The organism is Salmonella sp. A29-2 (genome assembly GCF_020150755.1).
Lineage (GTDB): Bacteria > Pseudomonadota > Gammaproteobacteria > Enterobacterales > Enterobacteriaceae > Salmonella > Salmonella enterica.
The window spans coordinates 565,945-591,735 of sequence record NZ_CP083731.1 but is presented as its reverse complement, the minus strand read 5'-3'; the positions used below and the strand labels follow the sequence as shown (position 1 = coordinate 591,735).

At 53.0% G+C, this 25,791-nt stretch carries 29 protein-coding genes and 2 tRNA genes; 10 read left to right on the top strand and 21 right to left on the bottom strand.

Features of this window, described 5'->3' with window-relative positions:
• Nucleotides 1-7: 7 nt before the first annotated feature.
• Both rimP and K8W53_RS02880 read right to left on the bottom strand, forming a co-directional pair.
• Nucleotides 8-460 (bottom strand): ribosome maturation factor RimP, encoded by a 453-nt coding sequence (rimP, locus tag K8W53_RS02885; RefSeq protein ID WP_000105461.1) that lies wholly within the window; start codon nucleotides 458-460, stop codon nucleotides 8-10.
• Nucleotides 461-667: 207 nt separating this feature from the next.
• Nucleotides 668-744, bottom strand: a tRNA-Met gene (locus K8W53_RS02880).
• Nucleotides 745-1,087: 343 nt separating this feature from the next.
• Here K8W53_RS02880 and argG point away from each other — a divergent pair.
• Complete coding sequence (gene argG / locus K8W53_RS02875) at nucleotides 1,088-2,431, top strand: argininosuccinate synthase (protein WP_000207649.1); 1,344 nt, start codon at nucleotides 1,088-1,090, stop codon at nucleotides 2,429-2,431.
• A gap of 85 nt (nucleotides 2,432-2,516) precedes the next feature.
• Here argG and K8W53_RS02870 read toward each other — a convergent pair whose 3' ends face one another.
• The 7 genes from K8W53_RS02870 to rlmE all read right to left on the bottom strand — a co-directional run bounded on the left by K8W53_RS02870 (nucleotide 2,517) and on the right by rlmE (nucleotide 9,511).
• Nucleotides 2,517-3,581: a YwqG family protein gene (locus K8W53_RS02870; protein ID WP_023202936.1), complete on the bottom strand. Its 1,065-nt coding sequence runs from the start codon at nucleotides 3,579-3,581 to the stop codon at nucleotides 2,517-2,519.
• Between the two features lie 335 nt (nucleotides 3,582-3,916).
• Nucleotides 3,917-4,003, bottom strand: a tRNA-Leu gene (locus K8W53_RS02865).
• Between the two features lie 13 nt (nucleotides 4,004-4,016).
• Nucleotides 4,017-4,349 carry a preprotein translocase subunit SecG gene (gene secG, locus K8W53_RS02860; protein WP_000272680.1) on the bottom strand — a complete coding sequence of 111 codons (333 nt, stop codon included), beginning with the start codon at nucleotides 4,347-4,349 and terminating at the stop codon, nucleotides 4,017-4,019.
• Between the two features lie 214 nt (nucleotides 4,350-4,563).
• Nucleotides 4,564-5,901 carry a phosphoglucosamine mutase gene (gene glmM / locus K8W53_RS02855; protein ID WP_000071169.1) on the bottom strand — a complete coding sequence of 446 codons (1,338 nt, stop codon included), beginning with the start codon at nucleotides 5,899-5,901 and terminating at the stop codon, nucleotides 4,564-4,566.
• Nucleotides 5,894-6,742, bottom strand: coding sequence for a dihydropteroate synthase (folP, locus tag K8W53_RS02850; protein WP_000764711.1), 849 nt, complete (start codon nucleotides 6,740-6,742; stop codon nucleotides 5,894-5,896). Before folP ends, glmM begins: the two co-directional genes overlap by 8 nt.
• Before the next feature lie 104 nt (nucleotides 6,743-6,846).
• A complete protein-coding gene (ftsH, locus tag K8W53_RS02845; RefSeq protein ID WP_001107481.1) occupies nucleotides 6,847-8,781 on the bottom strand; it encodes an ATP-dependent zinc metalloprotease FtsH in 1,935 nt (644 codons plus the stop codon).
• 103 nt (nucleotides 8,782-8,884) lie between these two features.
• Nucleotides 8,885-9,511 (bottom strand): 23S rRNA (uridine(2552)-2'-O)-methyltransferase RlmE, encoded by a 627-nt coding sequence (gene rlmE, locus K8W53_RS02840; protein WP_000145974.1) that lies wholly within the window; start codon nucleotides 9,509-9,511, stop codon nucleotides 8,885-8,887.
• A gap of 126 nt (nucleotides 9,512-9,637) precedes the next feature.
• On the opposite strand from rlmE, the gene yhbY reads away from it, so the two are divergent.
• A complete protein-coding gene (yhbY, locus tag K8W53_RS02835) occupies nucleotides 9,638-9,931 on the top strand; it encodes a ribosome assembly RNA-binding protein YhbY (RefSeq protein ID WP_001592995.1) in 294 nt (97 codons plus the stop codon).
• Between the two features lie 155 nt (nucleotides 9,932-10,086).
• On the opposite strand, the gene greA is transcribed toward yhbY, so the two are convergent.
• A complete protein-coding gene (gene greA / locus K8W53_RS02830) occupies nucleotides 10,087-10,563 on the bottom strand; it encodes a transcription elongation factor GreA (protein ID WP_001148008.1) in 477 nt (158 codons plus the stop codon).
• Nucleotides 10,564-10,810: 247 nt separating this feature from the next.
• On the opposite strand from greA, the gene dacB reads away from it, so the two are divergent.
• The gene (gene dacB, locus K8W53_RS02825) at nucleotides 10,811-12,244 is read left to right on the top strand and encodes a serine-type D-Ala-D-Ala carboxypeptidase (RefSeq protein ID WP_001212675.1); all 1,434 of its coding nucleotides are present in this window, start codon (nucleotides 10,811-10,813) and stop codon (nucleotides 12,242-12,244) included.
• A 130-nt stretch (nucleotides 12,245-12,374) separates the two neighbouring features.
• Here the strand turns inward: dacB and cgtA are convergent, their stop codons facing one another.
• The 4 genes from cgtA to rplU form a co-directional block, all read right to left on the bottom strand.
• A complete protein-coding gene (cgtA, locus tag K8W53_RS02820; RefSeq protein WP_000673556.1) occupies nucleotides 12,375-13,547 on the bottom strand; it encodes an Obg family GTPase CgtA in 1,173 nt (390 codons plus the stop codon).
• A 15-nt stretch (nucleotides 13,548-13,562) separates the two neighbouring features.
• The gene (locus K8W53_RS02815; RefSeq protein ID WP_000813052.1) at nucleotides 13,563-14,528 is read right to left on the bottom strand and encodes a DMT family transporter; all 966 of its coding nucleotides are present in this window, start codon (nucleotides 14,526-14,528) and stop codon (nucleotides 13,563-13,565) included.
• A gap of 129 nt (nucleotides 14,529-14,657) precedes the next feature.
• A complete protein-coding gene (gene rpmA / locus K8W53_RS02810) occupies nucleotides 14,658-14,915 on the bottom strand; it encodes a 50S ribosomal protein L27 (protein WP_000940593.1) in 258 nt (85 codons plus the stop codon).
• A 19-nt stretch (nucleotides 14,916-14,934) separates the two neighbouring features.
• Nucleotides 14,935-15,246 (bottom strand): 50S ribosomal protein L21, encoded by a 312-nt coding sequence (rplU, locus tag K8W53_RS02805; RefSeq protein WP_000271396.1) that lies wholly within the window; start codon nucleotides 15,244-15,246, stop codon nucleotides 14,935-14,937.
• Between the two features lie 257 nt (nucleotides 15,247-15,503).
• Here rplU and ispB point away from each other — a divergent pair, with 257 nt between their 5' ends.
• Both ispB and sfsB read left to right on the top strand, forming a co-directional pair.
• Entirely contained in the window at nucleotides 15,504-16,475 is a 972-nt protein-coding gene (gene ispB, locus K8W53_RS02800) for an octaprenyl diphosphate synthase (RefSeq protein ID WP_023224906.1), read from the top strand.
• Between the two features lie 231 nt (nucleotides 16,476-16,706).
• The gene (gene sfsB / locus K8W53_RS02795) at nucleotides 16,707-16,994 is read left to right on the top strand and encodes a DNA-binding transcriptional regulator SfsB (protein ID WP_000444167.1); all 288 of its coding nucleotides are present in this window, start codon (nucleotides 16,707-16,709) and stop codon (nucleotides 16,992-16,994) included.
• A gap of 57 nt (nucleotides 16,995-17,051) precedes the next feature.
• On the opposite strand, the gene murA is transcribed toward sfsB, so the two are convergent.
• From murA to mlaF, 7 genes are all read right to left on the bottom strand, one after another.
• Nucleotides 17,052-18,311, bottom strand: coding sequence for a UDP-N-acetylglucosamine 1-carboxyvinyltransferase (gene murA, locus K8W53_RS02790; protein ID WP_023224907.1), 1,260 nt, complete (start codon nucleotides 18,309-18,311; stop codon nucleotides 17,052-17,054).
• 53 nt (nucleotides 18,312-18,364) lie between these two features.
• Nucleotides 18,365-18,619 carry a BolA family iron metabolism protein IbaG gene (gene ibaG / locus K8W53_RS02785; protein ID WP_023224908.1) on the bottom strand — a complete coding sequence of 85 codons (255 nt, stop codon included), beginning with the start codon at nucleotides 18,617-18,619 and terminating at the stop codon, nucleotides 18,365-18,367.
• Between the two features lie 187 nt (nucleotides 18,620-18,806).
• A complete protein-coding gene (gene mlaB, locus K8W53_RS02780) occupies nucleotides 18,807-19,103 on the bottom strand; it encodes a lipid asymmetry maintenance protein MlaB (protein WP_000188844.1) in 297 nt (98 codons plus the stop codon).
• Entirely contained in the window at nucleotides 19,103-19,738 is a 636-nt protein-coding gene (gene mlaC / locus K8W53_RS02775; RefSeq protein WP_000476475.1) for a phospholipid-binding protein MlaC, read from the bottom strand. The genes mlaB and mlaC overlap by 1 nt, the downstream gene beginning before the upstream one ends.
• A gap of 18 nt (nucleotides 19,739-19,756) precedes the next feature.
• Nucleotides 19,757-20,308 carry an outer membrane lipid asymmetry maintenance protein MlaD gene (gene mlaD, locus K8W53_RS02770; protein WP_001193591.1) on the bottom strand — a complete coding sequence of 184 codons (552 nt, stop codon included), beginning with the start codon at nucleotides 20,306-20,308 and terminating at the stop codon, nucleotides 19,757-19,759.
• A gap of 4 nt (nucleotides 20,309-20,312) precedes the next feature.
• Nucleotides 20,313-21,095, bottom strand: a complete 783-nt coding sequence (gene mlaE, locus K8W53_RS02765; RefSeq protein ID WP_000925786.1) for a lipid asymmetry maintenance ABC transporter permease subunit MlaE — start codon at nucleotides 21,093-21,095, stop codon at nucleotides 20,313-20,315.
• Nucleotides 21,096-21,102: 7 nt separating this feature from the next.
• Entirely contained in the window at nucleotides 21,103-21,915 is an 813-nt protein-coding gene (gene mlaF / locus K8W53_RS02760) for a phospholipid ABC transporter ATP-binding protein MlaF (protein ID WP_000531566.1), read from the bottom strand.
• Nucleotides 21,916-22,127: 212 nt separating this feature from the next.
• Between mlaF and K8W53_RS02755 the strand changes: the two genes are divergently transcribed.
• The 5 genes from K8W53_RS02755 to lptA are packed head-to-tail and all read left to right on the top strand — an operon-like array spanning nucleotide 22,128 to nucleotide 25,787.
• On the top strand, nucleotides 22,128-23,105 hold the full coding sequence (locus K8W53_RS02755; protein WP_000922736.1) for a calcium/sodium antiporter: 978 nt from the start codon (nucleotides 22,128-22,130) through the stop codon (nucleotides 23,103-23,105).
• 13 nt (nucleotides 23,106-23,118) lie between these two features.
• On the top strand, nucleotides 23,119-24,105 hold the full coding sequence (gene kdsD / locus K8W53_RS02750) for an arabinose-5-phosphate isomerase KdsD (protein WP_000018617.1): 987 nt from the start codon (nucleotides 23,119-23,121) through the stop codon (nucleotides 24,103-24,105).
• 20 nt (nucleotides 24,106-24,125) lie between these two features.
• Nucleotides 24,126-24,692 (top strand): 3-deoxy-manno-octulosonate-8-phosphatase KdsC, encoded by a 567-nt coding sequence (kdsC, locus tag K8W53_RS02745; protein ID WP_000030029.1) that lies wholly within the window; start codon nucleotides 24,126-24,128, stop codon nucleotides 24,690-24,692.
• Nucleotides 24,689-25,264 carry an LPS export ABC transporter periplasmic protein LptC gene (lptC, locus tag K8W53_RS02740; RefSeq protein WP_000047845.1) on the top strand — a complete coding sequence of 192 codons (576 nt, stop codon included), beginning with the start codon at nucleotides 24,689-24,691 and terminating at the stop codon, nucleotides 25,262-25,264. The genes kdsC and lptC overlap by 4 nt, the downstream gene beginning before the upstream one ends.
• Nucleotides 25,233-25,787: a lipopolysaccharide ABC transporter substrate-binding protein LptA gene (gene lptA, locus K8W53_RS02735; protein WP_000669770.1), complete on the top strand. Its 555-nt coding sequence runs from the start codon at nucleotides 25,233-25,235 to the stop codon at nucleotides 25,785-25,787. Before lptC ends, lptA begins: the two co-directional genes overlap by 32 nt.
• Nucleotides 25,788-25,791 lie beyond the last annotated feature (4 nt).

The window sequence follows — 25,791 nt, the reverse complement described above, 5'->3', positions numbered from 1 at the left end:
CAGACTGTTAAAAGTGGGGAACCAGGTTCGCCTTCTGGATATTACTCAGCGCGAACACTTCATCTTTGCCTTCGACTGTGACGGTAATCATTTCACCGTCCACCGCTTTGATAATGCCCTGCCACTTGCGACGGTTCTGTACCGCCATGCGAAGAACCAGCGCAACTTCTTCACCCTGGAAACGCGCATAATGATCGGCAGTGAACATAGGACGGTCGAGACCCGGTGACGAGACTTCAAGGTTGTAAGCCACGGAGATAGGATCTTCAACGTCCAGCACCGCGCTTACCTGGTGGCTCACATCAGCACAATCATCAACATTGATGCCATCTTCACTATCAATATAGATGCGCAGTGTGGATGTGCGACCGCGAATAAATTCGATGCCGACCAGCTCGTAGCCTAAGGCTTCAACTGGCGCTGTAATCATCTCTGTTAATTTTTGCTCTAATGTGGACAAGCCCACCCCCAAGACATAAAAAAAGGGCCTAAAGCCCAGTTATTCTGTAGTCAGATAACAAAAAACCCCGATAAATCGGGGCTTTAGATAACTGAACCCTATAACCGCAACGGCGGTCTGGTGTACCTTCCGAAAGAATTTTTTTCAAATCCAGCTACGAAGGACATAATCTTCACAGTATATTTGAAAAAGAACTCTAAGGGAAAGTGGTTGCGGGGGCCGGATTTGAACCGACGACCTTCGGGTTATGAGCCCGACGAGCTACCAGGCTGCTCCACCCCGCGCCTGAAACGTGGCAAATTCTACTCGTTTTGGGCAAAATTTGCAAATACTGCTGGGATTTGGTACCGAGGACGGGACGTAAAATCTGCGCACAGTATAGTGACCAGGCATGAGTTATGTCAACCCTATTCCCAATATGCAGATGAATGAATATCACTCTTCGTTATACTCATCCCACCTCTCCGGCTTATACATGCATTTCACAACGTTATTTCAGTAAACCTTCACTAAACGCTTCCTGTCTCTGCTAAAAGATGATTAAATGAAAACTCATTTATTTTGCATAAAAATGCACTAAAGCAGAAACCGATCTCATTATCAGTCAATCAAGCAGGGTTCTATTCTATGACGACGATTCTTAAGCATCTTCCAGCAGGTCAACGTATTGGTATCGCTTTTTCCGGCGGTCTGGACACCAGCGCCGCACTGCTGTGGATGCGACAAAAAGGAGCTGTCCCATATGCCTATACTGCGAATCTGGGACAACCGGATGAGGATGACTATGACGCCATTCCTCGTCGCGCAATGGAGTATGGCGCAGAGAATGCTCGCCTGATTGATTGCCGCAAGCAGTTGGTTGCAGAAGGGATCGCAGCGATTCAGTGCGGCGCTTTCCATAATACGACTGGCGGGCTGACCTATTTCAATACCACGCCGCTGGGCCGTGCCGTAACCGGCACGATGCTGGTCGCCGCGATGAAAGAAGACGGCGTGAATATCTGGGGCGACGGCAGTACCTATAAAGGCAACGATATTGAACGTTTCTATCGTTACGGCCTGCTGACGAATGCTGAATTACAGATTTACAAACCGTGGCTGGATACCGACTTTATCGATGAGCTGGGCGGCCGTCATGAGATGTCTGAATTTATGATTGCCTGCGGTTTCGACTATAAGATGTCAGTCGAAAAAGCCTACTCCACCGACTCCAACATGCTCGGCGCCACGCATGAAGCGAAAGATCTGGAGTTTCTTAACTCCAGCGTCAAGATCGTCAACCCGATTATGGGCGTGAAGTTCTGGGACGAGAGCGTGAAGATCCCGGCAGAAGAAGTGACCGTCCGCTTCGAGCAGGGCCACCCTGTAGCCCTGAACGGCAAAACCTTCAGCGATGATGTTGAGATGATGCTGGAAGCGAACCGCATCGGCGGCCGTCACGGTCTGGGCATGAGCGACCAGATCGAAAACCGTATCATTGAAGCGAAAAGCCGCGGCATCTATGAAGCCCCGGGGATGGCGCTGCTGCACATCGCTTACGAGCGTCTGCTGACCGGTATTCATAACGAAGACACCATTGAACAGTATCATTCTCATGGTCGTCAGCTGGGTAAACTGCTGTATCAGGGCCGCTGGTTCGACTCGCAGGCGCTGATGCTGCGCGACGGCCTACAACGTTGGGTCGCCAGCCAGATTACCGGTGAAGTGACGCTGGAGCTGCGTCGCGGCAACGACTACTCCATCCTGAACACGGTGTCTGACAACCTGACCTATAAGCCAGAACGTTTGACCATGGAAAAAGGCGAGTCCGTGTTCTCACCGGACGATCGTATTGGCCAGCTGACCATGCGTAATCTGGACATTACCGATACCCGCGAGAAACTGTTCGGCTACGCGAAAGCGGGTCTGTTAACCGCCTCTTCCGCGACCGGTCTACCGCAGGTTGAGAATCTGGAAAACAAAGGCAAATAAGCCCGCGTCGTTGATGCAACAGGCCGCGAAAGCGGCCTTTTTTATGAACATCACCCCAGGTTGATGCAAATGGCTGATTTGCCGGTTAATCAAACTGGACAACATTTCGCACCCTGTCAAAGCATTGTGCAGCCATGTCTTTTTCAGTCATCATTATATAGTCAACGCCCCCGCCAAAATCCGGCCCAGCGACAGCCAGTAATGCTGTTGTAGAATGAATTTCTTCATCCCAGCTAAAAAGCTGTCGCCATCTTGTATCATTTTGATTCAGTTCATCTTCCACACTACGTTGGAGAGGAATTGTCCACCCTCCCAGAAGATCGCCGGAATAGCAGGCATCAACTCGATACGGGTTATCCTGTTCGTAATCACTTAACGCGTCATACCATGATTCATACGCTTTCTGCTGCGTAACGCTTAACCCCTCGCAGACTGACGGAACACTGATAACGGAAAGAGGTTCCAGGCACTCAACCTGTGTACACAATTGCCATGGTTCACGAAATTCAATCTTATTGTAAAAAGCCAGTAAGTCATCTGGCACAGCTAGCGTGCTTAATGTATCTACCTCAACATCGTGCCAGAAAACAAAGGGCTGCCGATCTTCCCAGGTAACATCGACAAAGAAGCTCAATAACCCCCGCCTGGGAAGCAGTGGATCAAACCCCGGGAGTAACGCCAGGTCACTCAAATTTAGTTGGGCAACGAAAGCAAGCGGAAAATCAACCAACTGATTCTCTATGCGGATGTCAGTTTCGGTTAATAACCGTTGCTGCACTGACCGATACTTCTCCTCATCAAAATCTTCCGCTGGCTGCCCAAGCAGCTTACGCCCTTCATTGAGCAGCTCATAACTCATTTTCATTTCATGAACAAACATGGCATTTCGCGTTTTTTCAGCTTTTAGCTTTAGCACGCGAGATGTGGCATTAACCGATTTTTTTCGTATAGGCCAGTTTTGTCCTAATGGCCAGTCGGGTAGACTGCCCAACCGCGATGCCCCCACCTTTACTGTTTCCATATCCCGCAGACAACGTTTAAATGCAATAGCAGCACGTGCCTGTTGCACGACGTTCTCCTGAATAGCAGAGCTCAAATTGGATGTGCGCAATTCGGCAATCAATCCAGCACGATCGAAAAATAAACTCATTAATCTCTTCCTTAGATATTCGGCTCAGTGCAAAGGAAGATTAGATAAAACTACTTGAGCAAAAGATATGGAGGGGGATAACAGATACAAGCATTTCAGATTATAGCTGAGCAACTACCGTCTTCAATGAACGGAGATGATCTCGTAATCGGTGGAGTGAACCTGACGCAGGGAGATCACCAGAGAGGACATACATGAGTATGTATGGAGGGCTATCTCAACGTATTGACGGGGCCATGCCAGGGACGCGTGTAAGCGTGCTTCAACCTCCTCTCTGAGAGCAGTTTCAACAGACGAAAAAAAAGACGCTTTTCAGCGTCTCTTTTCTGGAATATTGGTACCGAGGACGGGACTTGAACCCGTAAGCCCTATTGGGCACTACCACCTCAAGGTAGCGTGTCTACCAATTCCACCACCTCGGCACGGATACTGCTATTAGCGCGGGATATCGCTGGTCGGCTGGGCCGGTGCAGCAGGTTGAGTCTGCTCGGTCTTCGCCGGCGCGCTCAGATTTTCCCACTCGCTTCCTTTATTGGTTTTGTTGCTATTGATATTACCCAACACCAGACTGATGATGAAGAACAGCGTCGCCAATACCGCCGTCATTCGGGTCATGAAGTTACCAGAACCACTTGAACCAAATAGCGTAGCGGAAGCGCCTGCTCCGAAGGAGGCTCCCATATCAGCGCCTTTACCTTGCTGCAGCATGATCAGACCTACAAGGCCAATTGCCACAATAAGGAAAACAACTAAAAGAGCTTCGTACATAATCAACCTGTTCCTTGCGGAGTTGCCGCGTACCAATGCTTCTACCAATAAAGCGGGATTTTTACTGTTTCCCACTGAAGCGGGTGTGAATACTAACCAAAGCGAATGACCTTCGCAAGGGCAATTTAAGCGCATTGTATCAACTGCGGAAAAAAACAGCAAAAGCGTTGTTTTTTGCGGGCAGTAAGGCGGCAACCGCCGCCTTTTTAGTCACTTAAACGGCTTTTACCGCATCCGCGATACGATGGGCGAATGCCGTAACCTGCGCTTCATCCTCGCCTTCCACCATCACGCGAATCAGCGGTTCGGTACCGGATTTACGTAGCAGTACCCGCCCACGATTGCCGAGCGTGGCTTCTACGTCCGCCGTTACCGCTTTCACCGCTTCATTTTCCAGCGGATCGCCGCTACCAGCGGTGTAACGCACGTTAACCAGAATCTGCGGGAACATTTTCATACCGCTGCACAGATCGTGCAGACTCATATGATTACGCACCATCGCCGCCAGAACTTGTAGCCCCGCTACGATACCGTCGCCAGTGGTCGTTTTATCCAGCAGAATAACGTGACCAGAGTTTTCCGCGCCGATGCGCCAGCCTTTTTCCTGCAATTTTTCCAGCACGTAGCGGTCGCCCACTTTCGCCCGGGCAAACGGAATGCCAAGCTGCTTGAGCGCCAGCTCCAGCCCCATATTGCTCATCAGCGTCCCCACCGCGCCGCCGCGCAGTTGCCCCTGGCGCAGCCCTTCGCGCGCGATGATATACATGATCTGATCGCCATCGACTTTATTGCCTTCATGGTCAACCATGATGACCCGGTCGCCGTCGCCGTCAAGCGCGATGCCGAGGTCCGCCTTCTCCGCCAACACGCGCGCCTGCAACGCGCGCACGTCGGTCGCGCCCACTTCTTCGTTAATGTTGACGCCGTTTGGCTCACAGCCGATGGCGATAACGGTCGCGCCCAGCTCGCGCAGCACATTCGGCGCGATATGGTAGGTAGCGCCGTTGGCGCAATCCACAACCACTTTCAGGCCGTTGAGGCTCAGTTCGTTCGGGAAGGTGCCTTTACAGAACTCAATATAGCGTCCGGCGGCATCGACGATGCGGCTCGCTTTCCCCAGCTCGGCGGAGTCTACGCAGGTGATCTCTTTTTCCATTTCGGCTTCGATGGCTTCTTCCACATCGTCAGGCAGTTTCGTACCGTCGATAGAGAAGAATTTAATGCCGTTATCATAGAACGGGTTATGCGAAGCCGAGATAACGATACCCGCCTCCGCGCGGAAAGTCCGCGTCAGATAGGCGACGGCTGGCGTTGGCATAGGTCCGGTAAACGAGGCCGACAGTCCCGCAGCGGCAAGGCCCGCCTCCAGCGCGGACTCCAGCATATAGCCGGAAATACGCGTATCTTTACCGATAATGATTTTACGCGAGCCATGACGCGCCAGCACTTTTCCGGCAGCCCAACCCAGTTTAAGCACGAAATCAGGTGTAATGGGGGCATTGCCTACACGTCCGCGAATCCCATCGGTACCGAAATATTTACGATTACTCATAGCGTTTGTTTCCCTTTGCAGACAGAGTGGCTTCCACCACCCGCATCGCCTCTACGGTTTCTTTGACGTCATGGACGCGAATGATCTGCGCGCCCTGCATCGCGGCAATTACCGCGCACGCAAGGCTGCCGTTCAGACGGTCTGATGGTCCCACGTTAAGTAACTGACCAACCATCGTTTTACGTGACATGCCCACCAGCAGCGGCAGGTTAAAATGATGAAACTCACCCAGTCGCGCCAGTAAGGTATAATTGTGAGAGAGATTTTTACCGAAACCGAATCCGGGGTCGAGCAACAATTTCTCTTTTGCGATGCCGGCCTTCTCACAACGTGCTATTTGCTCAATAAAGTAGCGATTCACCTCGGCAAAGACATCGTCATATTTCGGCGCCTCCTGCATGGTTTTGGGGTTGCCCTGCATGTGCATAAGACTGACCGGCAAGCCGGTTTCCGCTGCCGCTTCCAACGCGCCGGGCTCGGAGAGCGAACGGACATCATTGATAATATGCGCGCCCGCCCTTGCCGCTTCACGGATCACCTCGGGTTTAGAGGTATCCACAGAAATCCACACTTCAAAACGTTGCGCGATTGCTTCCAGTACCGGAATAACGCGATCCAGCTCTTCTTCCACGCTCACTTCTGCCGCGCCTGGTCGCGTTGATTCCCCCCCCACATCAATAATTGTCGCCCCGGCATTCACCATTAAATTCGCATGTTTCACCGCCTCAATCAGCGTGTTATGCGCGCCGCCGTCGGAGAACGAATCCGGCGTTACGTTCAGGATACCCATAACATGCGGATGAGTGAGATCGAGCGTGGCGCCCTGAGCGAAGAGTTTCATGGTCAAAATCCCTGTTTTATTTGTGGTGAGTTAAAAAAAGAAAAACCCCGGGGCAAGCCCCAGGGTTTCGGTGAGCGCTAAACATAATGTTGTACAACAAACGTTTATTTGTCGCCCAGCTGCTCTGACATCGTGTTGCCCGGGTTCGGCGTGCGTGGTTCATCAACCGGACGCGGCGCCTGAGGCGTACCATTGCTGTCAGAGTTATTGGTGCCGTTTGGATCTTCCCAGCCCGCAGGCGGACGCACTTCACGACGCGCCATCAGGTCATCAATCTGCGGCGCATCGATGGTTTCATATTTCATCAGCGCATCTTTCATCGCGTGCAGAATATCCATATTGTCAGTCAGGATCTGACGAGCGCGATTGTAGTTACGTTCAATCAGCGCTTTCACTTCCTGGTCGATGATACGCGCAGTTTCATCAGACATATGTTTCGCTTTTGCGACGCTACGGCCGAGGAATACTTCGCCCTCTTCTTCCGCGTACAGCAACGGACCGAGTTTCTCCGAGAAGCCCCACTGGGTGACCATGTTACGCGCCAGGTTAGTCGCGACTTTAATGTCGTTCGACGCGCCGGTAGAAACATGCTCAACGCCGTAGATAATCTCTTCCGCCAGACGGCCACCGTACAGCGTGCTGATTTGGCTTTCCAGCTTCTGACGGCTGGCGCTGATCGCGTCGCCTTCAGGCAGGAAGAAGGTCACGCCCAGCGCACGACCGCGCGGGATAATCGTCACTTTGTGCACCGGATCGTGTTCCGGCACCAGGCGACCGATAATCGCGTGGCCCGCTTCGTGGTACGCGGTCGACTCTTTCTGCGCTTCCGTCATCACCATGGAGCGACGTTCGGCGCCCATCATGATTTTGTCTTTCGCTTTCTCGAACTCAACCATCGACACAACGCGCTTGTTACCACGAGCCGCAAACAGCGCCGCTTCGTTGACCAGGTTCGCGAGGTCAGCACCGGAGAAGCCCGGCGTACCGCGCGCAATGATCGCCGCATCAATATCCGTCGCTAACGGTACGCGACGCATATGCACCTTCAGAATCTGCTCACGACCGCGCACATCCGGCAGGCCTACCACCACCTGACGGTCAAAACGACCTGGACGCAGCAGCGCCGGGTCCAGAACGTCCGGACGGTTGGTTGCCGCGATAACGATGATACCTTCGTTACCTTCGAAGCCGTCCATCTCAACCAGCATCTGGTTCAACGTCTGCTCACGTTCATCGTGACCACCGCCCAGACCTGCGCCACGCTGGCGACCTACGGCGTCGATTTCATCGATGAAGATAATGCACGGCGCCGCTTTCTTGGCCTGTTCGAACATGTCACGCACACGAGATGCGCCGACACCGACGAACATTTCCACAAAGTCAGAACCGGAAATCGTAAAGAATGGCACCTTCGCTTCACCCGCAATGGCTTTTGCCAGCAGGGTTTTACCGGTACCCGGCGGGCCGACCATCAGGACGCCTTTCGGAATTTTACCGCCCAGCTTCTGGAAACGGCTCGGTTCACGCAGGTATTCAACCAGTTCCGCCACTTCTTCTTTCGCTTCGTCACAACCCGCAACGTCAGCAAACGTGGTTTTGATCTGATCTTCCGTCAGCATACGCGCCTTGCTCTTACCGAACGACATGGCGCCTTTGCCACCGCCGCCCTGCATCTGACGCATGAAGAAGATCCAGACGCCGATCAGCAACAGCATCGGGAACCAGGAAATGAAGATAGAAGCCAGCAGGCTTGGCTCTTCAGGTGGTTCGCCAACAACCTTGACGTTTTTAGTCAGCAGGTTATCAAGCAGCTTCGGATCATTAATCGGAATGTAAGTCGTGTAACGGTTACTATCTTTCTTGGTAACGTTGATCTCACGTCCGTTGATACGCGCTTCGCGAACCTGGTCCTGATTGACCTCTTGCAGGAAGGTAGAGTAATCCACCTTACGGCCATTAGACTCGCTGGGCCCAAAGCTCTGGAATACTGACATCAGCACAACGGCAATGACCAGCCAGAGTATTAGGTTTTTCGCCATGTCACTCAAGGGATTAACCTCTTATTACAACTGTGTTAAAAACAGCGTCAGGATACTCTATATCCAGTTTCTTTCAAACCTTACGTCTGAAATCTGCCGGTTATCACTTTCGCCCGGTCGCTACAATGTACACTTCACGCGAACGCGCACGCGAAGAGTCCGGCTTACGAACTTTAACCTTCGTAAACAGGGAGCGAATTTCCCTTAGATACTCATCGAAACCTTCGCCCTGGAACACCTTCACTACAAAACTTCCGCCTGGCGCCAGCACATCGCGGCACATCTCTAACGCCAGCTCCACCAGATACATGGCGCGGGGGATATCCACCGCCGGTGTTCCGCTCATGTTTGGTGCCATATCCGACATGACAACTTGTACTTTACTGTCACCCACGCGTTCCAGTAACGCTTTCATGACAAGTTCATCACGAAAATCGCCCTGAAGAAAGTCCACACCAACGATAGGATCCATAGGTAAAAGATCACAAGCGATGATGCGGCCTTTGCCGCCAATCTGCGTGACCACATACTGTGACCAGCCTCCTGGCGCAGCGCCGAGATCGACTACCGTCATTCCCGGCTTAAAAAGTTTGTCACTTTGCTGTATTTCATCAAGTTTAAACCAGGCACGGGAGCGTAGCCCCTTTTTCTGCGCCTGTTGAACATATTTATCGCTAAAGTGTTCCTGAAGCCAGCGGCTTGAGCTGGCAGAACGCTTTTTACCTGTCATTTAACTTTCCCGTCGGGGCAGTTCATCGTAGCCAATGGCGTAAATTTCTACACGCCTATTTGGCGATATAAGGGAGATGGCGGTAGAATGACCCGTTTTCAATCCCAACGTAAGCAAAAATATACGATGAATCTGAGTACTAAACAAAAACAGCACCTAAAAGGTCTGGCACATCCGCTCAAGCCTGTTGTTATGCTTGGCAATAATGGTTTGACCGAAGGGGTACTGGCCGAGATTGAACAAGCGTTAGAGCACCATGAACTTATCAAGGTGAAAATCGCCTCGGAAGATCGCGAAACAAAAACCTTGATCGTGGACGCTATCGTGCGCGAAACCGGCGCCTGTAACGTACAGGTCATCGGTAAAACGCTGGTACTGTATCGCCCAACTAAAGAGCGTAAAATCTCGCTGCCGCGTTAAGGATATCCTAAAGTCGAACACAAAATCTGTGTAAAACGAGGGGTTTTCCACGAGCAGGAGAGCAAAATGCCACGCTCTCTCCGTTGATAAAAGGCCGCTATGCGGCCTTTTTCCTTTCTTTACAATACACCAACAATTTGCGTATTGAGTACTGCTTAAAGGTATTCCACTTTAAGCACTTCGTATTCCACATCGCCGCCAGGCGTTTTGATCACCACGACGTCATCCTGCTCTTTGCCGATCAGTCCGCGAGCGATTGGCGAGTTTACCGAAATGAGATTTTGCTTAAAATCCGCCTCATCATCGCCAACAATGCGGTAGGTCTGCTCTTCGTCGGTGTCCAGGTTCAGCACCGTGACGGTAGCGCCGAAAATCACGCGGCCATTGTTTGGCATTTTGGTGACATCAATCACCTGCGCATTCGACAGTTTTGCTTCGATATCTTTAATGCGCCCTTCGCAGAAACCCTGCTGTTCGCGTGCAGCATGATACTCCGCGTTTTCTTTTAAATCGCCATGTTCGCGCGCTTCGGCGATAGCGGCGATGATTTCAGGACGGCGCACAGATTTCAGAAAATCCAGCTCTTCGCGCAGTTTTTCGGCTCCGCGTAAGGTCATCGGAATAGCTTGCATTTGTTATACCTCTTGAACATTCCTGTAGGGGGCAATGAACTCTACCCCGGCTGCTAAGCCAGCCCCGGCATATGCCATACCAGGGTCAGAAGCAAAAAAACACCAACCCGGGCGCGCAGTCCCAGGTCAGCTACAATTTCCTCTTTGATAACCATTTTACCCTGGAGTTCCCTATGGGTCATCGTTTACTTTTTAGGGCGTTGCGCCGTAGTATGACGGCTTGTTTCCAGGGTGTTAGCGCGAGATTATGCGATTTTCCAGATTTATCATCGGATTGACCACCAGTATAGCGTTCAGCGTTCAGGCCGCGAATATTGACGAATACATCAAACAGCTTCCGGCCGGCGCCAACCTCGCGCTGATGGTGCAAAAGATTGGCGCGCCCGCGCCGGCTATTGATTATCATAGTCAGCAGATGGCGCTTCCCGCCAGTACCCAAAAGGTGATTACCGCGCTGGCGGCGCTGATTCAACTCGGCCCGGATTTCCGTTTTACGACCACGCTGGAGACTAAAGGCAACGTCGATAACGGCATCCTGAAAGGTGACTTAATTGCGCGCTTCGGTGGCGATCCAACGCTAAGACGTCAGGATATTCGCAATATGGTCGCAACGCTGAAAAAGTCCGGCGTCACGCAAATCGACGGCAATGTGCTTATCGACACGTCGATTTTCGCCAGCCACGATAAAGCGCCAGGCTGGCCGTGGAACGACCTGACGCAGTGTTTCAGCGCGCCTCCCGCCGCCGCCATTGTTGACCGCAACTGTTTTTCTGTGTCGCTTTATAGCGCGCAAAAACCAAACGATTTAGCCTTTATTCGCGTGGCCTCTTATTATCCGGTAACGATGTTCAGCCAGGTACGGACTCTGCCGCGCGGTTCGGCAGACGCGCAGTATTGCGAGCTGGATGTTGTGCCTGGCGATTTGAACCGTTATACGCTTACCGGCTGTTTACCACAGCGCGCCGACCCGCTGCCGCTGGCCTTTGCTATTCAGGACGGCGCCAGCTACGCGGGCGCGATCCTCAAGCAGGAACTGAAAGAGGCCGGGATAACTTACCGCGGCACGCTGCTGCGTCAGACGCAGGTTAACGAGCCCGGAACGATCGTCGCCAGTAAACAGTCGGCACCACTGCACGATCTGCTTAAGATTATGCTGAAAAAGTCAGACAACATGATCGCCGATACTGTTTTTCGGATGATTGGTCATGTCAGGTTTAACGTGCCTGGCACCTGGCGGGCGGGATCGGATGCCGTTCGCCAGATCCTGCGCCAACAGGCGGGAATTGATATCGGCAATACCATTATTGCCGACGGTTCCGGTCTTTCTCGCCATAACCTGATCGCTCCCGCCACGATGATGCAGGTGCTGCAATATATCGCCCAACACGATAACGAGCTTAACTTTATCTCTATGCTGCCGCTGGCGGGCTATGATGGTTCATTACAATACCGCGCCGGGCTGCATCAGGCGGGCGTAGACGGTAAGGTTTCAGCGAAAACCGGGTCACTGCAGGGCGTGTATAATCTGGCGGGCTTTATTACCACCGCAAGCGGGCAACGGATGGCATTTGTACAGTATTTGTCCGGCTACGCGGTTCCACCTGCCGATCAGCGTAATCGCCGAATCCCGCTGGTACGCTTCGAGAGTCGGTTGTATAAGGATATTTATCAGAATAACTGAGTGCATTATTGCCGGATGGCGGCGCTAACGCGTCTTATCCGGCCTACAAAGAACATAATAAAACGGGCCGCAAATGCGGCCCGTTGGCTTTTGTAGGCCGGATAAGCGTTAGCGCCATCCGGCTACGAGATTAACGTTTGTAGATGAACTCGACGCCTTCTTCGTCGTCTTCATCCCAGTCGTCATCCCAGTCATCGTCTGCGTCTTCTTCCACTTCAGCCAACTGCTGGCGATGATAATCGTCCCACATGAACTCGACTTTTTCCGGCTGTTTTGCTTCTTCAGCCTGCGCGATCGGATTCTCGATGATAAAGGTCATCACATCCCAGCAGAGATCTTTCACCCCTAGCTGACTGGCGGCGGAAATCAGATAGTATTTCCCTTCCCAGCCCAACGCTTCGGCGATCGCTTTCGCTTTCTCTTCCGCTTCGGTTTTATCCATCAGATCGATCTTGTTGAACACTAACCAGCGCGGTTTAGCCGCCAGATCCTGGCTGTATTTTTCCAGTTCGCCAATAATGATACGGGCGTTTTCCACCGGATCGGAACCGTCGATCGGATCGATATCAATGAGGTGCAGCAGTACGCGGCAACGTTCGAGGTGCTTCAGGAAGCGAATCCCCAGGCCCGCGCCTTCCGCCGCGCCTTCGATCAACCCCGGAATGTCAGCCACCACAAAACTCTTTTCGCTGTCCATTCGTACCACGCCCAGGCTCGGCACCAGCGTGGTAAACGGATAGTCCGCGACTTTCGGTTTTGCTGCCGATACCGCGCGAATGAACGTTGATTTACCGGCGTTTGGCATCCCCAGCATCCCGACATCCGCCAGCAGCATCAGTTCCAGCAGCAGGTCGCGCTTATCACCCGGCGTACCATTGGTTTTCTGGCGCGGCGTACGGTTAACCGAGGATTTAAAACGGGTATTGCCTAACCCATGCCAGCCGCCCTTCGCGACCAACAGACGCTGACCGTGTTTGGTCATGTCGCCCATCGTTTCACCGGTTCCCTGGTCGATAACGCGCGTACCGACCGGCACTTTGATGGTCACGTCTTTACCGCGTTTACCGGTACAGTCGCGGCTCGCGCCATTCTGACCACGTTCAGCGCGGAACGATTTTTCAAAGCGGTAATCGATCAGCGTATTCAGGTTTTCATCGGCTTCCATCCAGACGTCGCCGCCGTCGCCGCCATCACCGCCGTCCGGGCCGCCTTTCGGGATATATTTTTCGCGGCGGAAGCTCACACAGCCATTACCGCCATCGCCTGCAACGACCAGAATCGATGCTTCATCAACAAACTTCATTTTATTCTCCGTAAATCATTCGCCTGAGCGGGGTTGCGAAACCACCGTTTCATGCTTGCGTAAACCGCCCCAAATACGATGACCAATGGCGGAATACATCGCGCCCGCAACCACGACAAACGCACCGAGATAACCTAAAAGGTTTAACATCGGTCTGGCGAAGAAATCGGGCCAGGCCATAGATAAAAGATCTGAAAACAGCAGGGTAAATAGCGGTGTAAGCGTGATTATCGCGCTCACCTGCGCCGCCTGCCAACGCGCCATCGCTTCCGCCAGGGCGCCATATCCTACCAGCGTATTTAGCCCGCAGAAAATCAAACAGGCGAGCTGCCAGTCGCTCAGTTGCGCTATCACCATCGGTTTTGCCAGCGGCAAGAGCGCTATCGTACATAAAGTGTACAGTAAAAACAGGATCTGCTGCGAGGCCAGACGTCGCAATAATACTTTTTGCGCCACGCCATAGCTCACCCACACCATCGCCGCGCCTACGCCAAAAATAACGCCCCAGGTGTAGTCGGTCAGTCGGGTAAAAATCTCGATCAGACTGGTGTTAAAAAACATCACCAGCCCGCTCAATAACATCAGCGCGCCAATCACCTGCGTACCGCGCATCTTTTCTTTCAGAATAAAGACGCTGGCGACCATCATGCCAACCGGCGAGAGCTGACCGATAACCTGCGACGCGGTTGGGCTTAAATATTGCAGGGAAGAACTGAACAAAATGAAATTACCGAACAGTCCGCAGGTCGCTATCGCCAATAACACCAACCAGCGCGGCTTACGAAAAATACGCAGCGGCGGCAGCTTTCTTTTTACTGCCAGTATCGCCCCGAGGCCAATACTGGCCATTAAGAAGCGGTAGAAGACAATGGTTGAAGGCTCCATCACCTCCAGCACTTGCTTCATTGCTATTGGCAACGCTCCCCAGCACATCGCGGTAGTGAGCGCTAAAAGAATGCCAATGCCTGCCTGCTGCTTCATGCCGTGTTCCCTGCAAAGACCCGTTAACGGCATTCGCACAGCCACACGGGTATATTTTAGTCGGCCATCGAATGTAAAAAGCCCCGCAACAGGTGCGGGGCTTTCATCCGTTACCGGACCACAAAAAACTTACTCAGCAACGATGCTGATGTATTTACGGTTTTTCGGGCCTTTAACTTCGAATTTCACTTTACCGTCTGCTTTAGCAAACAGAGTGTGGTCACGACCGCAACCAACGTTGGTGCCCGCGTGGAATTTAGTACCACGTTGACGAACGATGATGCTGCCTGCCAGAACTGCTTCACCGCCAAAGCGTTTTACGCCCAGACGTTTAGCTTCAGAATCGCGACCGTTACGAGTCGAGCCGCCAGCCTTTTTATGTGCCATTTAATCTGCTCCCCTAATCTTAAGCGCTGATGCCGGTAATTTTCACATCAGTGAACCACTGACGATGGCCCTGCTGCTTACGGTAGTGTTTACGGCGACGAAACTTAACGATTTTAACTTTCTCGCCACGACCGTGGGCAACAACTTCAGCTTTGATTACGCCGCCATCAACGAAAGGAACGCCGATTTTGACTTCTTCACCGTTTGCGATCATCAGAACTTCAGCGAACTCGATAGTTTCGCCAGTTGCGATGTCCAGCTTTTCCAGGCGAACGGTCTGACCTTCGCTTACTCGGTGTTGTTTACCACCACTTTGGAAAACCGCGTACATAAAAAACTCCGCTTCCGCGCACACCTTTCAATGATTCAGAGCGCGCTATAAATATTCACAATAGGGCGCGAATATTACGCAAATTGCACGGCTTTGACAAGTGCTACCATCAATACATGAAGAAAAAAAACACAACGCATACGGTAACGTTTATCTGCGGCGTTTTTTCAGTACAATCAGGGTATATTTCTAACCATAAACCCTACGTTACCTCATTCAGACATGGGATAATCGGGGCGATAAGCCCGGCTTTTGCGATGAATTTAGAAAAAATCAACGAGTTAACCGCGCAAGATATGGCGGGTGTCAATGCGACAATCCTTGAACAGCTTAATTCCGACGTTCAACTGATTAATCAGTTAGGATATTACATTATTAGCGGCGGCGGAAAACGCATTCGTCCGATGATTGCCGTTCTTGCCGCGCGTGCGGTGGGTTATCAGGGTAACGCGCACGTGACTATCGCCGCTCTGATCGAGTTTATCCACACGGCGACGCTGCTACATGATGATGTAGTGGATGAATCTGATATGCGTCGCGGCAAAGCGACGGCAAATGCCGCTTTCGGTAATGCCGCCAGCGTGTTGGTCGGCGACTTTATCTATACCCGCGCCTTCCAGATGATGACCAGCCTCGGCTCGTTAAAAGTGCTGGAAGTGATGTCGGAAGCGGTCAACGTGATTGCAGAAGGTGAAGTGCTGCAATTGATGAACGTGAATGACCCGGACATTACCGAAGAAAATTACATGCGGGTGATTTACAGTAAAACGGCCCGTCTGTTCGAAGCCGCCGCCCGGTGCTCCGGTATTCTTGCCGGTTGTACGCCTGAGCAAGAGAAAGGGTTGCAGGACTATGGCCGCTACCTTGGTACGGCTTTCCAGCTCATTGACGATCTGCTGGATTACAGCGCCGACGGCGAGCATCTCGGTAAAAATGTGGGTGATGACCTCAATGAGGGCAAACCCACCTTACCGTTGCTTCACGCCATGCGCCACGGTACGCCAGAACAGTCAGCGATGATCCGTACCGCTATTGAACAAGGTAATGGCCGTCATCTTCTGGAACCGGTTCTGGAAGCGATGACCACCTGCGGCTCGCTGGAATGGACGCGTCAGCGAGCGGAAGAAGAAGCCGACAAAGCGATATCCGCGTTGCAGATATTGCCGGATACCCCATGGCGTGAGGCGCTAATCGGTCTCGCACACATCGCGGTGCAGCGCGATCGTTAATGCCATTCTCTTATCCCGCGCACTGCGCGGGATATCCCATTAAGTTCTAATAAACTCCAGATACCCTATCGCCTGTCTTTCACATATTCATTCAGGACTTCCCCTGGCATATTCTGAATATTGCCGCCACTTACATGAACTTTTTAGAACATTCCGTCACGAAGCGTTATAGTATCGAACGTCGTCGGGTTGTTAAAACCGTAAGTGATTAACCTAAGGAGTGATGGATGTATGGAAAGCAAGCTTATTGACTGGCATCCGGCCGATATCATTGCCGGACTACGTAAAAAAGGGACTTCAATGGCCGCTGAGTCACGTCGGAATGGATTGAGTTCATCCACGCTGGCCAATGCATTAACGCGCCCGTGGCCGAAAGGAGAGTTGATTATCGCGAAAGCATTGGGAACGGAACCCTGGGTTATTTGGCCATCGCGTTATCACGATCCGCGCACGCATGAGTTTATCGACAGAACGCGGCTTATGAGAGCGCGTAATAAAGACAAACAGAATGTAGAGTAAGTGCCTGTAAAAAACCCCCGCAATCGCGTTCGCGGGGGTTATTCAGCGTACAGGAGGTTATTCGCCTTTCACGCGTTCAATATTCGCGCCTAGCGCGCGCAGTTTGTCTTCGATGCGCTCATAACCGCGATCGATGTGATAAATGCGATCCACAATCGTCGTGCCTTCCGCAATACAGCCCGCCAGCACCAGGCTCGCAGATGCCCGCAGATCTGTCGCCATAACCTGGGCGCCAGAGAGCGTTTCTACGCCATGGCATATGACGGTATTGCTTTCAATTTCCGCACGCGCGCCCATGCGGCTGAGTTCAGGCACGTGCATAAAACGGTTTTCAAAGACGGTTTCAGTGATAAAGCCCGTCCCTTCCGCCACCAGGTTCAGCAACGTGAACTGCGCCTGCATATCGGTCGGGAATGCCGGGTGCGGCGCGGTACGGACATTGACCGCCTTCGGTCGTTTGCCGTGCATGTCCAGACTAATCCAGTCCTCGCCCACTTCGATATCCGCGCCAGCATCGCGCAGTTTCGCCAGTACTGCGTCCAGAGTGTCCGGTTGCGCGTTACGGCAGAGGATTTTGCCGCGAGAGATCGCTGCCGCCACCAGGAAAGTCCCCGTTTCGATACGATCCGGCAGCACACGATAAACGCCGCCGCCCAGACGCTCTACGCCCTCGATCGTAATACGATCGGTGCCCTGCCCGGCGATCTTCGCCCCCAGCGCAACCAGGAAGTTAGCGGTGTCGACAATTTCCGGCTCGCGCGCGGCGTTTTCAATGATGGTCGTCCCTTCCGCCAGCGTAGCGGCGCACATAATGGTGACGGTCGCACCGACGCTGACCTTATCCATCACGATATGCGCCCCTTTAAGACGCCCTTCGACGGAGGCCTTTACGTAGCCCTCTTCCAGCTTGATGGTCGCACCCAGTTGTTCCAGACCGGTAATATGTAGATCAACCGGACGCGCGCCGATAGTACAGCCCCCCGGCAGAGAGACTTGTCCCTGACCAAAACGGGCAACCAGCGGCCCCAGCGCCCATATCGAGGCGCGCATGGTCTTAACCAGATCATAAGGCGCGCAGAACACGTTCACCTGGCTGGCGTCAATGTGTACCGATCCATTGCGTTCCACTTTCGCGCCTAATTGGCTCAGGAGCTTCATCGACGTATCCACGTCTTTCAGTTTTGGAACGTTTTGGATCTCTACCGGTTCTTCTGCCAGCAGAGCGGCGAACAGGATCGGCAGCGCGGCGTTTTTGGCGCCGGAAATTGTGACTTCGCCCTGGAGCGTCGTTGGCCCCTGTACACGAAATTTATCCATTATTGTATTCTCAGTTAAGCATTCATCTCCGCTACCGGCAGGTTACCCGTAGCTTAAAATCCGTTAAGTTTACGATCGCGCGCCCATTCCGCCGGGGTATATGCTTTGATCGATACGGCATGGATACGGTTGTCCGCAATGTACTCCATTAGCGGCCCATAGACCGTTTGCTGTTTCTTGACCCGGCTCATGCCGTCAAACATCTCGCCCACGGCAATAACCTGAAAGTGACTGCCATCGCCGGAGACGTGGGCTTCCTGGAGGGAGAGGGCATTCATCAGCACACTCTGAATTTCATGATTTTCCATGGGTTCTTTATTCGTCAAATAGTGAAAACAGCCCAACATCTTAGAGCAAAGTCGCGCCGTCTTAAATAAGCAAAAGATTACGCTGATAAATCAGCGCGGTAAAAGTGCCGGATGGTGCTGCTAACGCAACTTATCCGGCCTACGGGGATCATGCGAAGTGTAGGCCGGATAAACCATCCGGCATTCATTACATACGGGGAAGTACGTCTTCGGGCAAGTTATATAATTGCGCCAGCGCGTAAACCTTGTCGTTAACGCCAGACAGCGATACGGCATTGCCCTGCTTTTTTGCCTGGTTCACAAGGTGCGCCAGCAGCGCCAGTCCCCCCGTATCCACCCTGGAGATCTGGCTCAGGTCGATACGGGTAACGCCAGTCATCGCTTCTACGCGCGCGTCCCATAGCGGCGCCAACACGTCCTGATCCAGCTCTCCCGCCAGCACCAGAGTGTCCGCCTCACGCGTCCAGGTGAGTTGCGGCGTCATTACTGTTTCTCGTCCAAAGTAATTTTCTGTTGAGAGATAGATTTCAGTTGTGCGGTCAGGCCGTCGATGCCTTTAGTACGCAGCAGATCGCTCCACTCATTTTGCTTGGTGGTGATCATGCTGACGCCTTCCGCAATCATGTCATACGCCTGCCAGTTGCCGGTCTGAGTGTTTTTGCGCCACTGGAAATCCAGGCGTACCGGCGGACGACCGTTGGGATCGATAATCGTTACACGGATAGGCACAATGGTCGCATCGCCCAGCGGTTGCTCAGGCGCTATCTGGTAAGTCTGACCGTGGTACATCGCCAGCGCCTGACCGTAGGCCTGTTTCAGGTATTCGCGAAACGCTGCAAAATAGGCTTCACGCTGCGCCGGGGTCGCCTCTTTGTAGTAGCGGCCCAGCACCAGCGCGCCGGCATATTTTACCTGCACGTACGGCAGAAGTTCCTGATCAACAACGTCGCGCAGGTAATCCGGATTGGCACGAATTTTCGGCTGTTCGTTTTTCAGGCGATCAAAAGTTTTCTGCGCCGCCTCGTTCATCAGTTTATAAGGATTGCTCTGATCCGCTGCCGTTGCTGCGCTTAATGGCGCAATGACCAGCAGGGCCACCATCATCAGTCGTTTAAACATGCCTCAATTCTCCTGAGATTATTTCGTTTCGCCCGCGGGCGTTGTGGCTTCAGTATGGCCTTCCGTTGCGGCTGGCGCATCGCCAGAATTCTTATTGTCGTCGCCTTTGCTGTTATAGAGGAACTGGCCAATCATATCTTCCAGCACCATTGCAGACTTGGTGTCCTGAATCGTACTCCCATCTTTGAGGATAGACGTTCCCAGCTCAGGATCTTCAAAACCGACGTTTAATGCCAGATATTGCTCCCCCAGCAGCCCGGAAGTACGAATACTCAACGAGCTGGTATCGGGAATATGGTTATAACGCTCTTCGATGTCGAGCGTTACGCGCGGTAGGTATGTTTTCGGATCAAGCGAGATATCTTCAACCCGCCCGACAACCACCCCGCCGATGCGTACCGGGGAACGCACTTTCAGACCGCCGATGTTATCGAAGGTCGCATAAACCTTATAGGTCGGCTCCGTGCGCATAGAGGTCACATTTGCCGCCTTCAGGCAAACAAACAGCGCCGCCAGCAACGCTACCAGCAAAAAAACGCCTACCCAAATTTCATTTTTTTTCGTTTGCATGAACTCAATTCCCAAACATCAGTGCGGTCAGCACAAAATCCAGCCCCAGAACGGCCAACGATGCGTGAACCACGGTACGCGTCGTTGCCCGGCTAATCCCGGCAGAAGTCGGTATTGCGTCATAACCGTTGAATAACGCAATCCATGTTACCGTAATGGCGAACACCACGCTCTTTATCAGACAGTTCACCAGATCCATACGCCAGTCGACGGCATTCTGCATCGCGGACCAGAAGAACCCGGCGTCGATTCCTTTCCAGCTTACGCCGACCAGCGAGCCGCCCCAGATACCGACCGCCACAAAGATAATGGTCAGTAGCGGCAACGAAATCACGCCCGCCCAAAAGCGCGGCGAAATCACCCGGCGCAATGGATCGACCGCCATCATCTCCATACTGGAGAGCTGCTCCGTCGCCCGCATCAGGCCGATTTCCGCCGTCAACGCCGACCCGGCCCGCCCGGCAAACAGCAACGCCGCGACCACCGGCCCCAGCTCGCGCAGCAGCGAAAGCGCCACTAACATGCCAAGACTGGTCTCCGCGCTGTAAGTGGTCAGAACCAGATAGCCTTGCAGCCCCAGCACCATACCGATGAATACGCCAGAGACAATAATGATAAGCATCGACAAGACGCCCACATTATAAAGCTGGCGCACCAGCAGCGGCGCATGTTTGCGAAACTCCGGCTTACCGATAATCGCATTGAATAACATTAACCCGGCGCGCCCGAACGTCCTGACGGTTTTGATCCCGCTGTGTCCGAGTGCTGCCAGCGCATTTAACAGCATGAGTGGCTTAACTCCCTGTTTCGAGTAAATCAAGGTGATAGTCGCCCGCCGGATAGCGGAACGGAACCGGCCCGTCGGCAATACCGTCAAGGAACTGACGCACGCGCGGGTCCGTATTCTCCTGCAACGCCTGAGCGCTACCGTGAGCGACGATTTTTTTGTCCGCCATGATCCAGGCGTGATCCGCAATACTGAGCACCTCTGGCACATCATGCGAGACCACCACGCAGGTCACGCCCAGCGCGCTGTTCAATTCTGAAATCAGCTTCACCAGAACGCCCATGGTAATCGGGTCCTGGCCGACAAACGGCTCATCGAACATGATGAGATCCGGTTCCAGAGCGATGGCGCGCGCCAACGCGGCGCGGCGCGCCATCCCACCGGAGAGCTCGGAAGGCATCAGTTTTGCCGCGCCGCGCAGCCCGACAGCTTCCAGTTTCATCATCACGACGCTTTTTAGCAGCGGCGCAGGTAAATTGGTGTGCTCCCGTAGCGGATAGGCCACATTGTCAAACACGTTCATGTCGGTAAACAGCGCTCCCGACTGAAACAGCATACTCATACGTTTACGGACGGTGTAGAGCCGCGAACGGGACATGGCCGGCACATTCTCGCCATCAAATAAGATCTCGCCCTTATCCGGCGGGATCTGTCCGCCAATCAGGCGCAACAGCGTGGTTTTACCGATGCCCGACGGCCCCATGATCGCCGTGATCTTCCCGCGCGGCACCGTCAGGGAAATATTATCGAAAATGCAGCGTTCGCCACGGGAAAAGCTGACGTCGCGCATATCGACTAAATTGGCCGCAGACTGACCCATTGATTCATCCTTCGTATTGCCTTGTTGAGATAACCATGGCGCTGAATTTAACCATGGGTTCGACATAATTACAGAATATTAACTGACAGGGTTAGCGAAAGCTGGCATTCGTTTTACTTTTTAGCCGCATAAAGTCAAAATTAGGACTTCGTTACGGCTTCCAGATATCCCTTCCAGGGGACCGGCGAGTATACCTGAAGAAAGGACTTTAGATGCTTTTAGCGATGGCGCTACTCATAATTGGTTTGCTTCTGGTGGCCTACGGCGCCGATCGTCTGGTGTTTGCGGCCTCTATTTTATGCCGTACATTCGGTATTCCCCCGCTGATCATCGGGATGACGGTCGTGAGTATCGGCACCTCGCTGCCGGAAATTATTGTGTCGGCCGCCGCATCGCTACACGGTCAGCTCGATTTGGCCGTCGGCGCGGCGCTCGGTTCTAACATCACCAATATTTTGCTGATCTTAGGGCTGGCGGCGCTGGTTCGTCCATTTACCGTGCATTCCGATGTTCTACGTCGCGAATTGCCATTAATGTTATTTGTTAGCGTGGTAGCCGGTTCCGTACTGCATGACGGACAGTTAAGTCGCAGTGATGGTATCTTTCTCCTGCTTCTGGCTGTGCTATGGCTGTTATTCATTGTTAAAATCGCGCGTCTGGCCGAACGCCAGGGGAATGACAGCCTCACCCGCGAACAACTGGCGGAGCTGCCGCGCGAAGGCGGGCTCCCCGTCGCGTTCTTATGGCTGGGCATTGCGCTGGTCATCATGCCGATGGCGACGCGCATGGTAATCGATAACGCTACGGTGCTGGCGAATTATTTCGCCATGAGTGAATTAACGCTCGGTCTGACAGTCATCGCCGTCGGCACCAGTCTGCCAGAGCTGGCGACGGCGATTGCCGGCGTGCGAAAAGGCGAAAATGATATTGCCGTTGGTAATCTCATTGGCGCCAATATTTTTAATCTCGCCATCGTGCTGGGACTGCCTGCGCTGATCGCGCCGGGGGAGATCAACCCGCTGGCATTTGGGCGTGATTATAGCGTGATGTTGCTGGTTAGCGTGGTTTTCGCTTTACTTTGCTGGCGGCATCCGCGTCAGATTGGTCGGGGCGCAGGTATACTGCTGACCGGCGGGTTTATCGTATGGCTGGCGATGCTCTATTGGCTATCGCCACTTCTTGTTGGATAACTGGAAACGGATTATGTCGCATTTAGCGTTGCAACCGGGGTTTGACTTTCAGCAGGCAGGCAAAGAGGTCCTGGAAATTGAACGTGAAGGCCTGGCGGAGCTTGATCAATATATCAACCAGCATTTCACGCTGGCCTGTGAAAAAATGTTCAACTGCACCGGAAAAGTGGTGGTCATGGGGATGGGGAAATCCGGCCATATCGGACGGAAAATGGCCGCCACGTTCGCCAGTACCGGCACCTCTTCCTTTTTTGTACATCCAGGCGAAGCCGCGCACGGCGATTTGGGGATGGTTACGCCGCAGGATGTGGTTATCGCTATCTCCAACTCCGGCGAATCCAGCGAGATCGCGGCGCTAATACCGGTGCTTAAACGTCTGCACGTACCGTTAATTTGCATTACCGGGCGACCGGAAAGCAGCATGGCGCGTGCGGCAGATGTGCATCTGTGTGTTAAAGTGCCCAAAGAAGCGTGTCCGTTAGGACTGGCGCCTACCAGTAGTACCACCGCAACGCTGGTGATGGGCGACGCGCTCGCCGTGGCATTGTTAAAAGCGCGCGGCTTTACCGCCGAGGATTTCGCTCTGTCGCATCCTGGCGGCGCGCTGGGACGTAAGCTACTGCTGCGCGTAAGCGATATTATGCATACTGGCGATGAGATCCCGCATGTTAATAAACATGCCACCCTGCGTGATGCGCTGTTAGAAATTACGCGTAAAAATCTCGGTATGACCGTCATTTGCGATGAATCCATGAAGATCGACGGTATCTTCACCGACGGCGATTTACGTCGCGTGTTCGATATGGGCGGCGATATGCGCCAGTTGGGGATCGCCGAGGTGATGACGCCAGGGGGCATTCGCGTGCGTCCCGGTATTCTCGCTGTCGATGCGCTGAATTTAATGCAGTCCCGCCATATCACCTCCGTACTGGTTGCTGATGGCGACCAGTTACTCGGTGTGTTACATATGCATGATCTCCTGCGTGCAGGCGTCGTGTAGAAACTCAAGGATAATTAACGATGAGTAAAGCAGGTGCGTCGCTTGCGACCTGTTATGGCCCCGTCAGCACCCATGTCATGACCAAAGCGGAGAATATCCGCCTGCTCATCCTGGACGTGGATGGCGTATTGTCTGACGGCCTGATTTATATGGGCAATAACGGCGAAGAGCTGAAGGCTTTCAACGTTCGTGACGGCTACGGTATTCGCTGTGCTTTGACCTCCAATATCGAGGTTGCCATTATTACCGGACGAAAGGCTAAACTTGTAGAAGATCGCTGCGCCACGCTGGGGATTGTCCATCTTTATCAGGGACAGTCGAATAAGCTGATCGCCTTTAGCGATCTGCTGGAAAAACTGGCCATTGCGCCGGAAAATGTTGCCTATGTCGGCGATGATCTGATTGACTGGCCAGTGATGGAAAAAGTGGGGTTAAGCGTTGCCGTTGCGGATGCGCATCCGCTGCTGATCCCCCGCGCTGACTATGTGACGCACATTGCCGGCGGGCGCGGCGCGGTACGTGAGGTGTGCGATTTGCTGCTGCTGGCGCAGGGCAAGCTGGATGAGGCCAAAGGGCAATCGATATGAGTAAAACCAGACGTTGGGTTATCATTCTACTGTCGCTGGCCATTCTGGTACTGATTGGTATCAATCTGGCGGATAAAGACGATCCTGCTGCCGTGATGGTCAACAGCAACGATCCCACGTATAAAAGCGAGCATACGGATACCGTCGTGTACAGTCCGGAAGGCGCGTTGAGCTATCGTCTGATCGCGCAGCACGTTGAATATTTTTCCGATCAGGCGGTCTCATGGTTTACGCAACCGGTATTAACCACCTTTGATAAGGATAAAGTGCCGACATGGTCGATCAAGGCCGATAAAGCCAAATTGACTAACGATCGGATGCTCTATCTGTATGGCCATGTTGAAGTCAACGCCCTGGTGCCTGACGCTCAATTACGCAGAATTACCACCGATAACGCGCAGATTAATCTGGTGACGCAGGATGTTACCTCGAACGATCTGGTGACGTTATACGGCACAACATTTAACTCCAGCGGACTGAAAATGCGCGGTAACTTACGCAGCAAGAACGCCGAGCTGATTGAAAAGGTTAGAACCTCTTATGAAATTCAAAACAAACAAACTCAGCCTTAATCTTATGCTTGCCGGCTCGCTGCTGGCCGCCAGCATTCCGGCCTTCGCCGTCACGGGCGATACCGAACAGCCTATTCATATTGACTCGGATCAACAGTCGCTGGATATGCAAGGCAACGTCGTGACCTTTACGGGCAACGTGGTGATGACCCAGGGCACGATTAAGATCAACGCCGATAAAGTCGTGGTTACCCGCCCTGGCGGCGAACAGGGGAAAGAGGTGATCGACGGTTACGGCAATCCGGCCACCTTCTACCAGATGCAGGACAACGGTAAGCCGGTGAAAGGCCACGCTTCCCATATGCACTACGAGCTGGCGAAAGATTTTGTGGTGCTGACCGGCAACGCTTATCTGGAGCAGCTTGACAGCAACATTACTGGCGACAAAATCACCTACCTGGTGAAAGAGCAGAAAATGCAGGCCTTCAGCGAGAAAGGCAAACGCGTCACCACCGTTCTGGTGCCGTCGCAGTTGCAAGACAAAAACAAAGGCCAGACTCCGGCGCAAAAGAAGAGTAACTAATTCG

Bases quoted from the DNA above. Each gene is read 5' to 3' on its own strand.
- dacB (WP_001212675.1), top strand. From the start codon at position 10,811: ATGCGATTTTCCAGATTTATCATCGGATTGACCACCAGTATAGCGTTC.
- mlaD (WP_001193591.1), bottom strand. From the start codon at position 20,308: ATGCAAACGAAAAAAAATGAAATTTGGGTAGGCGTTTTTTTGCTGGTA.
- rpmA (WP_000940593.1), bottom strand. From the start codon at position 14,915: ATGGCACATAAAAAGGCTGGCGGCTCGACTCGTAACGGTCGCGATTCT.
- cgtA (WP_000673556.1), bottom strand. From the start codon at position 13,547: ATGAAGTTTGTTGATGAAGCATCGATTCTGGTCGTTGCAGGCGATGGC.
- argG (WP_000207649.1), top strand. From the start codon at position 1,088: ATGACGACGATTCTTAAGCATCTTCCAGCAGGTCAACGTATTGGTATC.
- ispB (WP_023224906.1), top strand. From the start codon at position 15,504: ATGAATTTAGAAAAAATCAACGAGTTAACCGCGCAAGATATGGCGGGT.
- yhbY (WP_001592995.1), top strand. From the start codon at position 9,638: ATGAATCTGAGTACTAAACAAAAACAGCACCTAAAAGGTCTGGCACAT.
- lptC (WP_000047845.1), top strand. From the start codon at position 24,689: ATGAGTAAAACCAGACGTTGGGTTATCATTCTACTGTCGCTGGCCATT.
- secG (WP_000272680.1), bottom strand. From the start codon at position 4,349: ATGTACGAAGCTCTTTTAGTTGTTTTCCTTATTGTGGCAATTGGCCTT.
- glmM (WP_000071169.1), bottom strand. From the start codon at position 5,901: ATGAGTAATCGTAAATATTTCGGTACCGATGGGATTCGCGGACGTGTA.
- lptA (WP_000669770.1), top strand. From the start codon at position 25,233: ATGAAATTCAAAACAAACAAACTCAGCCTTAATCTTATGCTTGCCGGC.
- rlmE (WP_000145974.1), bottom strand. From the start codon at position 9,511: ATGACAGGTAAAAAGCGTTCTGCCAGCTCAAGCCGCTGGCTTCAGGAA.
- ibaG (WP_023224908.1), bottom strand. From the start codon at position 18,619: ATGGAAAATCATGAAATTCAGAGTGTGCTGATGAATGCCCTCTCCCTC.
- kdsC (WP_000030029.1), top strand. From the start codon at position 24,126: ATGAGTAAAGCAGGTGCGTCGCTTGCGACCTGTTATGGCCCCGTCAGC.
- sfsB (WP_000444167.1), top strand. From the start codon at position 16,707: ATGGAAAGCAAGCTTATTGACTGGCATCCGGCCGATATCATTGCCGGA.
- mlaC (WP_000476475.1), bottom strand. From the start codon at position 19,738: ATGTTTAAACGACTGATGATGGTGGCCCTGCTGGTCATTGCGCCATTA.
- K8W53_RS02815 (WP_000813052.1), bottom strand. From the start codon at position 14,528: ATGAAGCAGCAGGCAGGCATTGGCATTCTTTTAGCGCTCACTACCGCG.
- rplU (WP_000271396.1), bottom strand. From the start codon at position 15,246: ATGTACGCGGTTTTCCAAAGTGGTGGTAAACAACACCGAGTAAGCGAA.
- mlaB (WP_000188844.1), bottom strand. From the start codon at position 19,103: ATGACGCCGCAACTCACCTGGACGCGTGAGGCGGACACTCTGGTGCTG.
- murA (WP_023224907.1), bottom strand. From the start codon at position 18,311: ATGGATAAATTTCGTGTACAGGGGCCAACGACGCTCCAGGGCGAAGTC.
- K8W53_RS02870 (WP_023202936.1), bottom strand. From the start codon at position 3,581: ATGAGTTTATTTTTCGATCGTGCTGGATTGATTGCCGAATTGCGCACA.
- greA (WP_001148008.1), bottom strand. From the start codon at position 10,563: ATGCAAGCTATTCCGATGACCTTACGCGGAGCCGAAAAACTGCGCGAA.
- mlaF (WP_000531566.1), bottom strand. From the start codon at position 21,915: ATGGGTCAGTCTGCGGCCAATTTAGTCGATATGCGCGACGTCAGCTTT.
- kdsD (WP_000018617.1), top strand. From the start codon at position 23,119: ATGTCGCATTTAGCGTTGCAACCGGGGTTTGACTTTCAGCAGGCAGGC.
- ftsH (WP_001107481.1), bottom strand. From the start codon at position 8,781: ATGGCGAAAAACCTAATACTCTGGCTGGTCATTGCCGTTGTGCTGATG.
- K8W53_RS02755 (WP_000922736.1), top strand. From the start codon at position 22,128: ATGCTTTTAGCGATGGCGCTACTCATAATTGGTTTGCTTCTGGTGGCC.
- mlaE (WP_000925786.1), bottom strand. From the start codon at position 21,095: ATGCTGTTAAATGCGCTGGCAGCACTCGGACACAGCGGGATCAAAACC.
- folP (WP_000764711.1), bottom strand. From the start codon at position 6,742: ATGAAACTCTTCGCTCAGGGCGCCACGCTCGATCTCACTCATCCGCAT.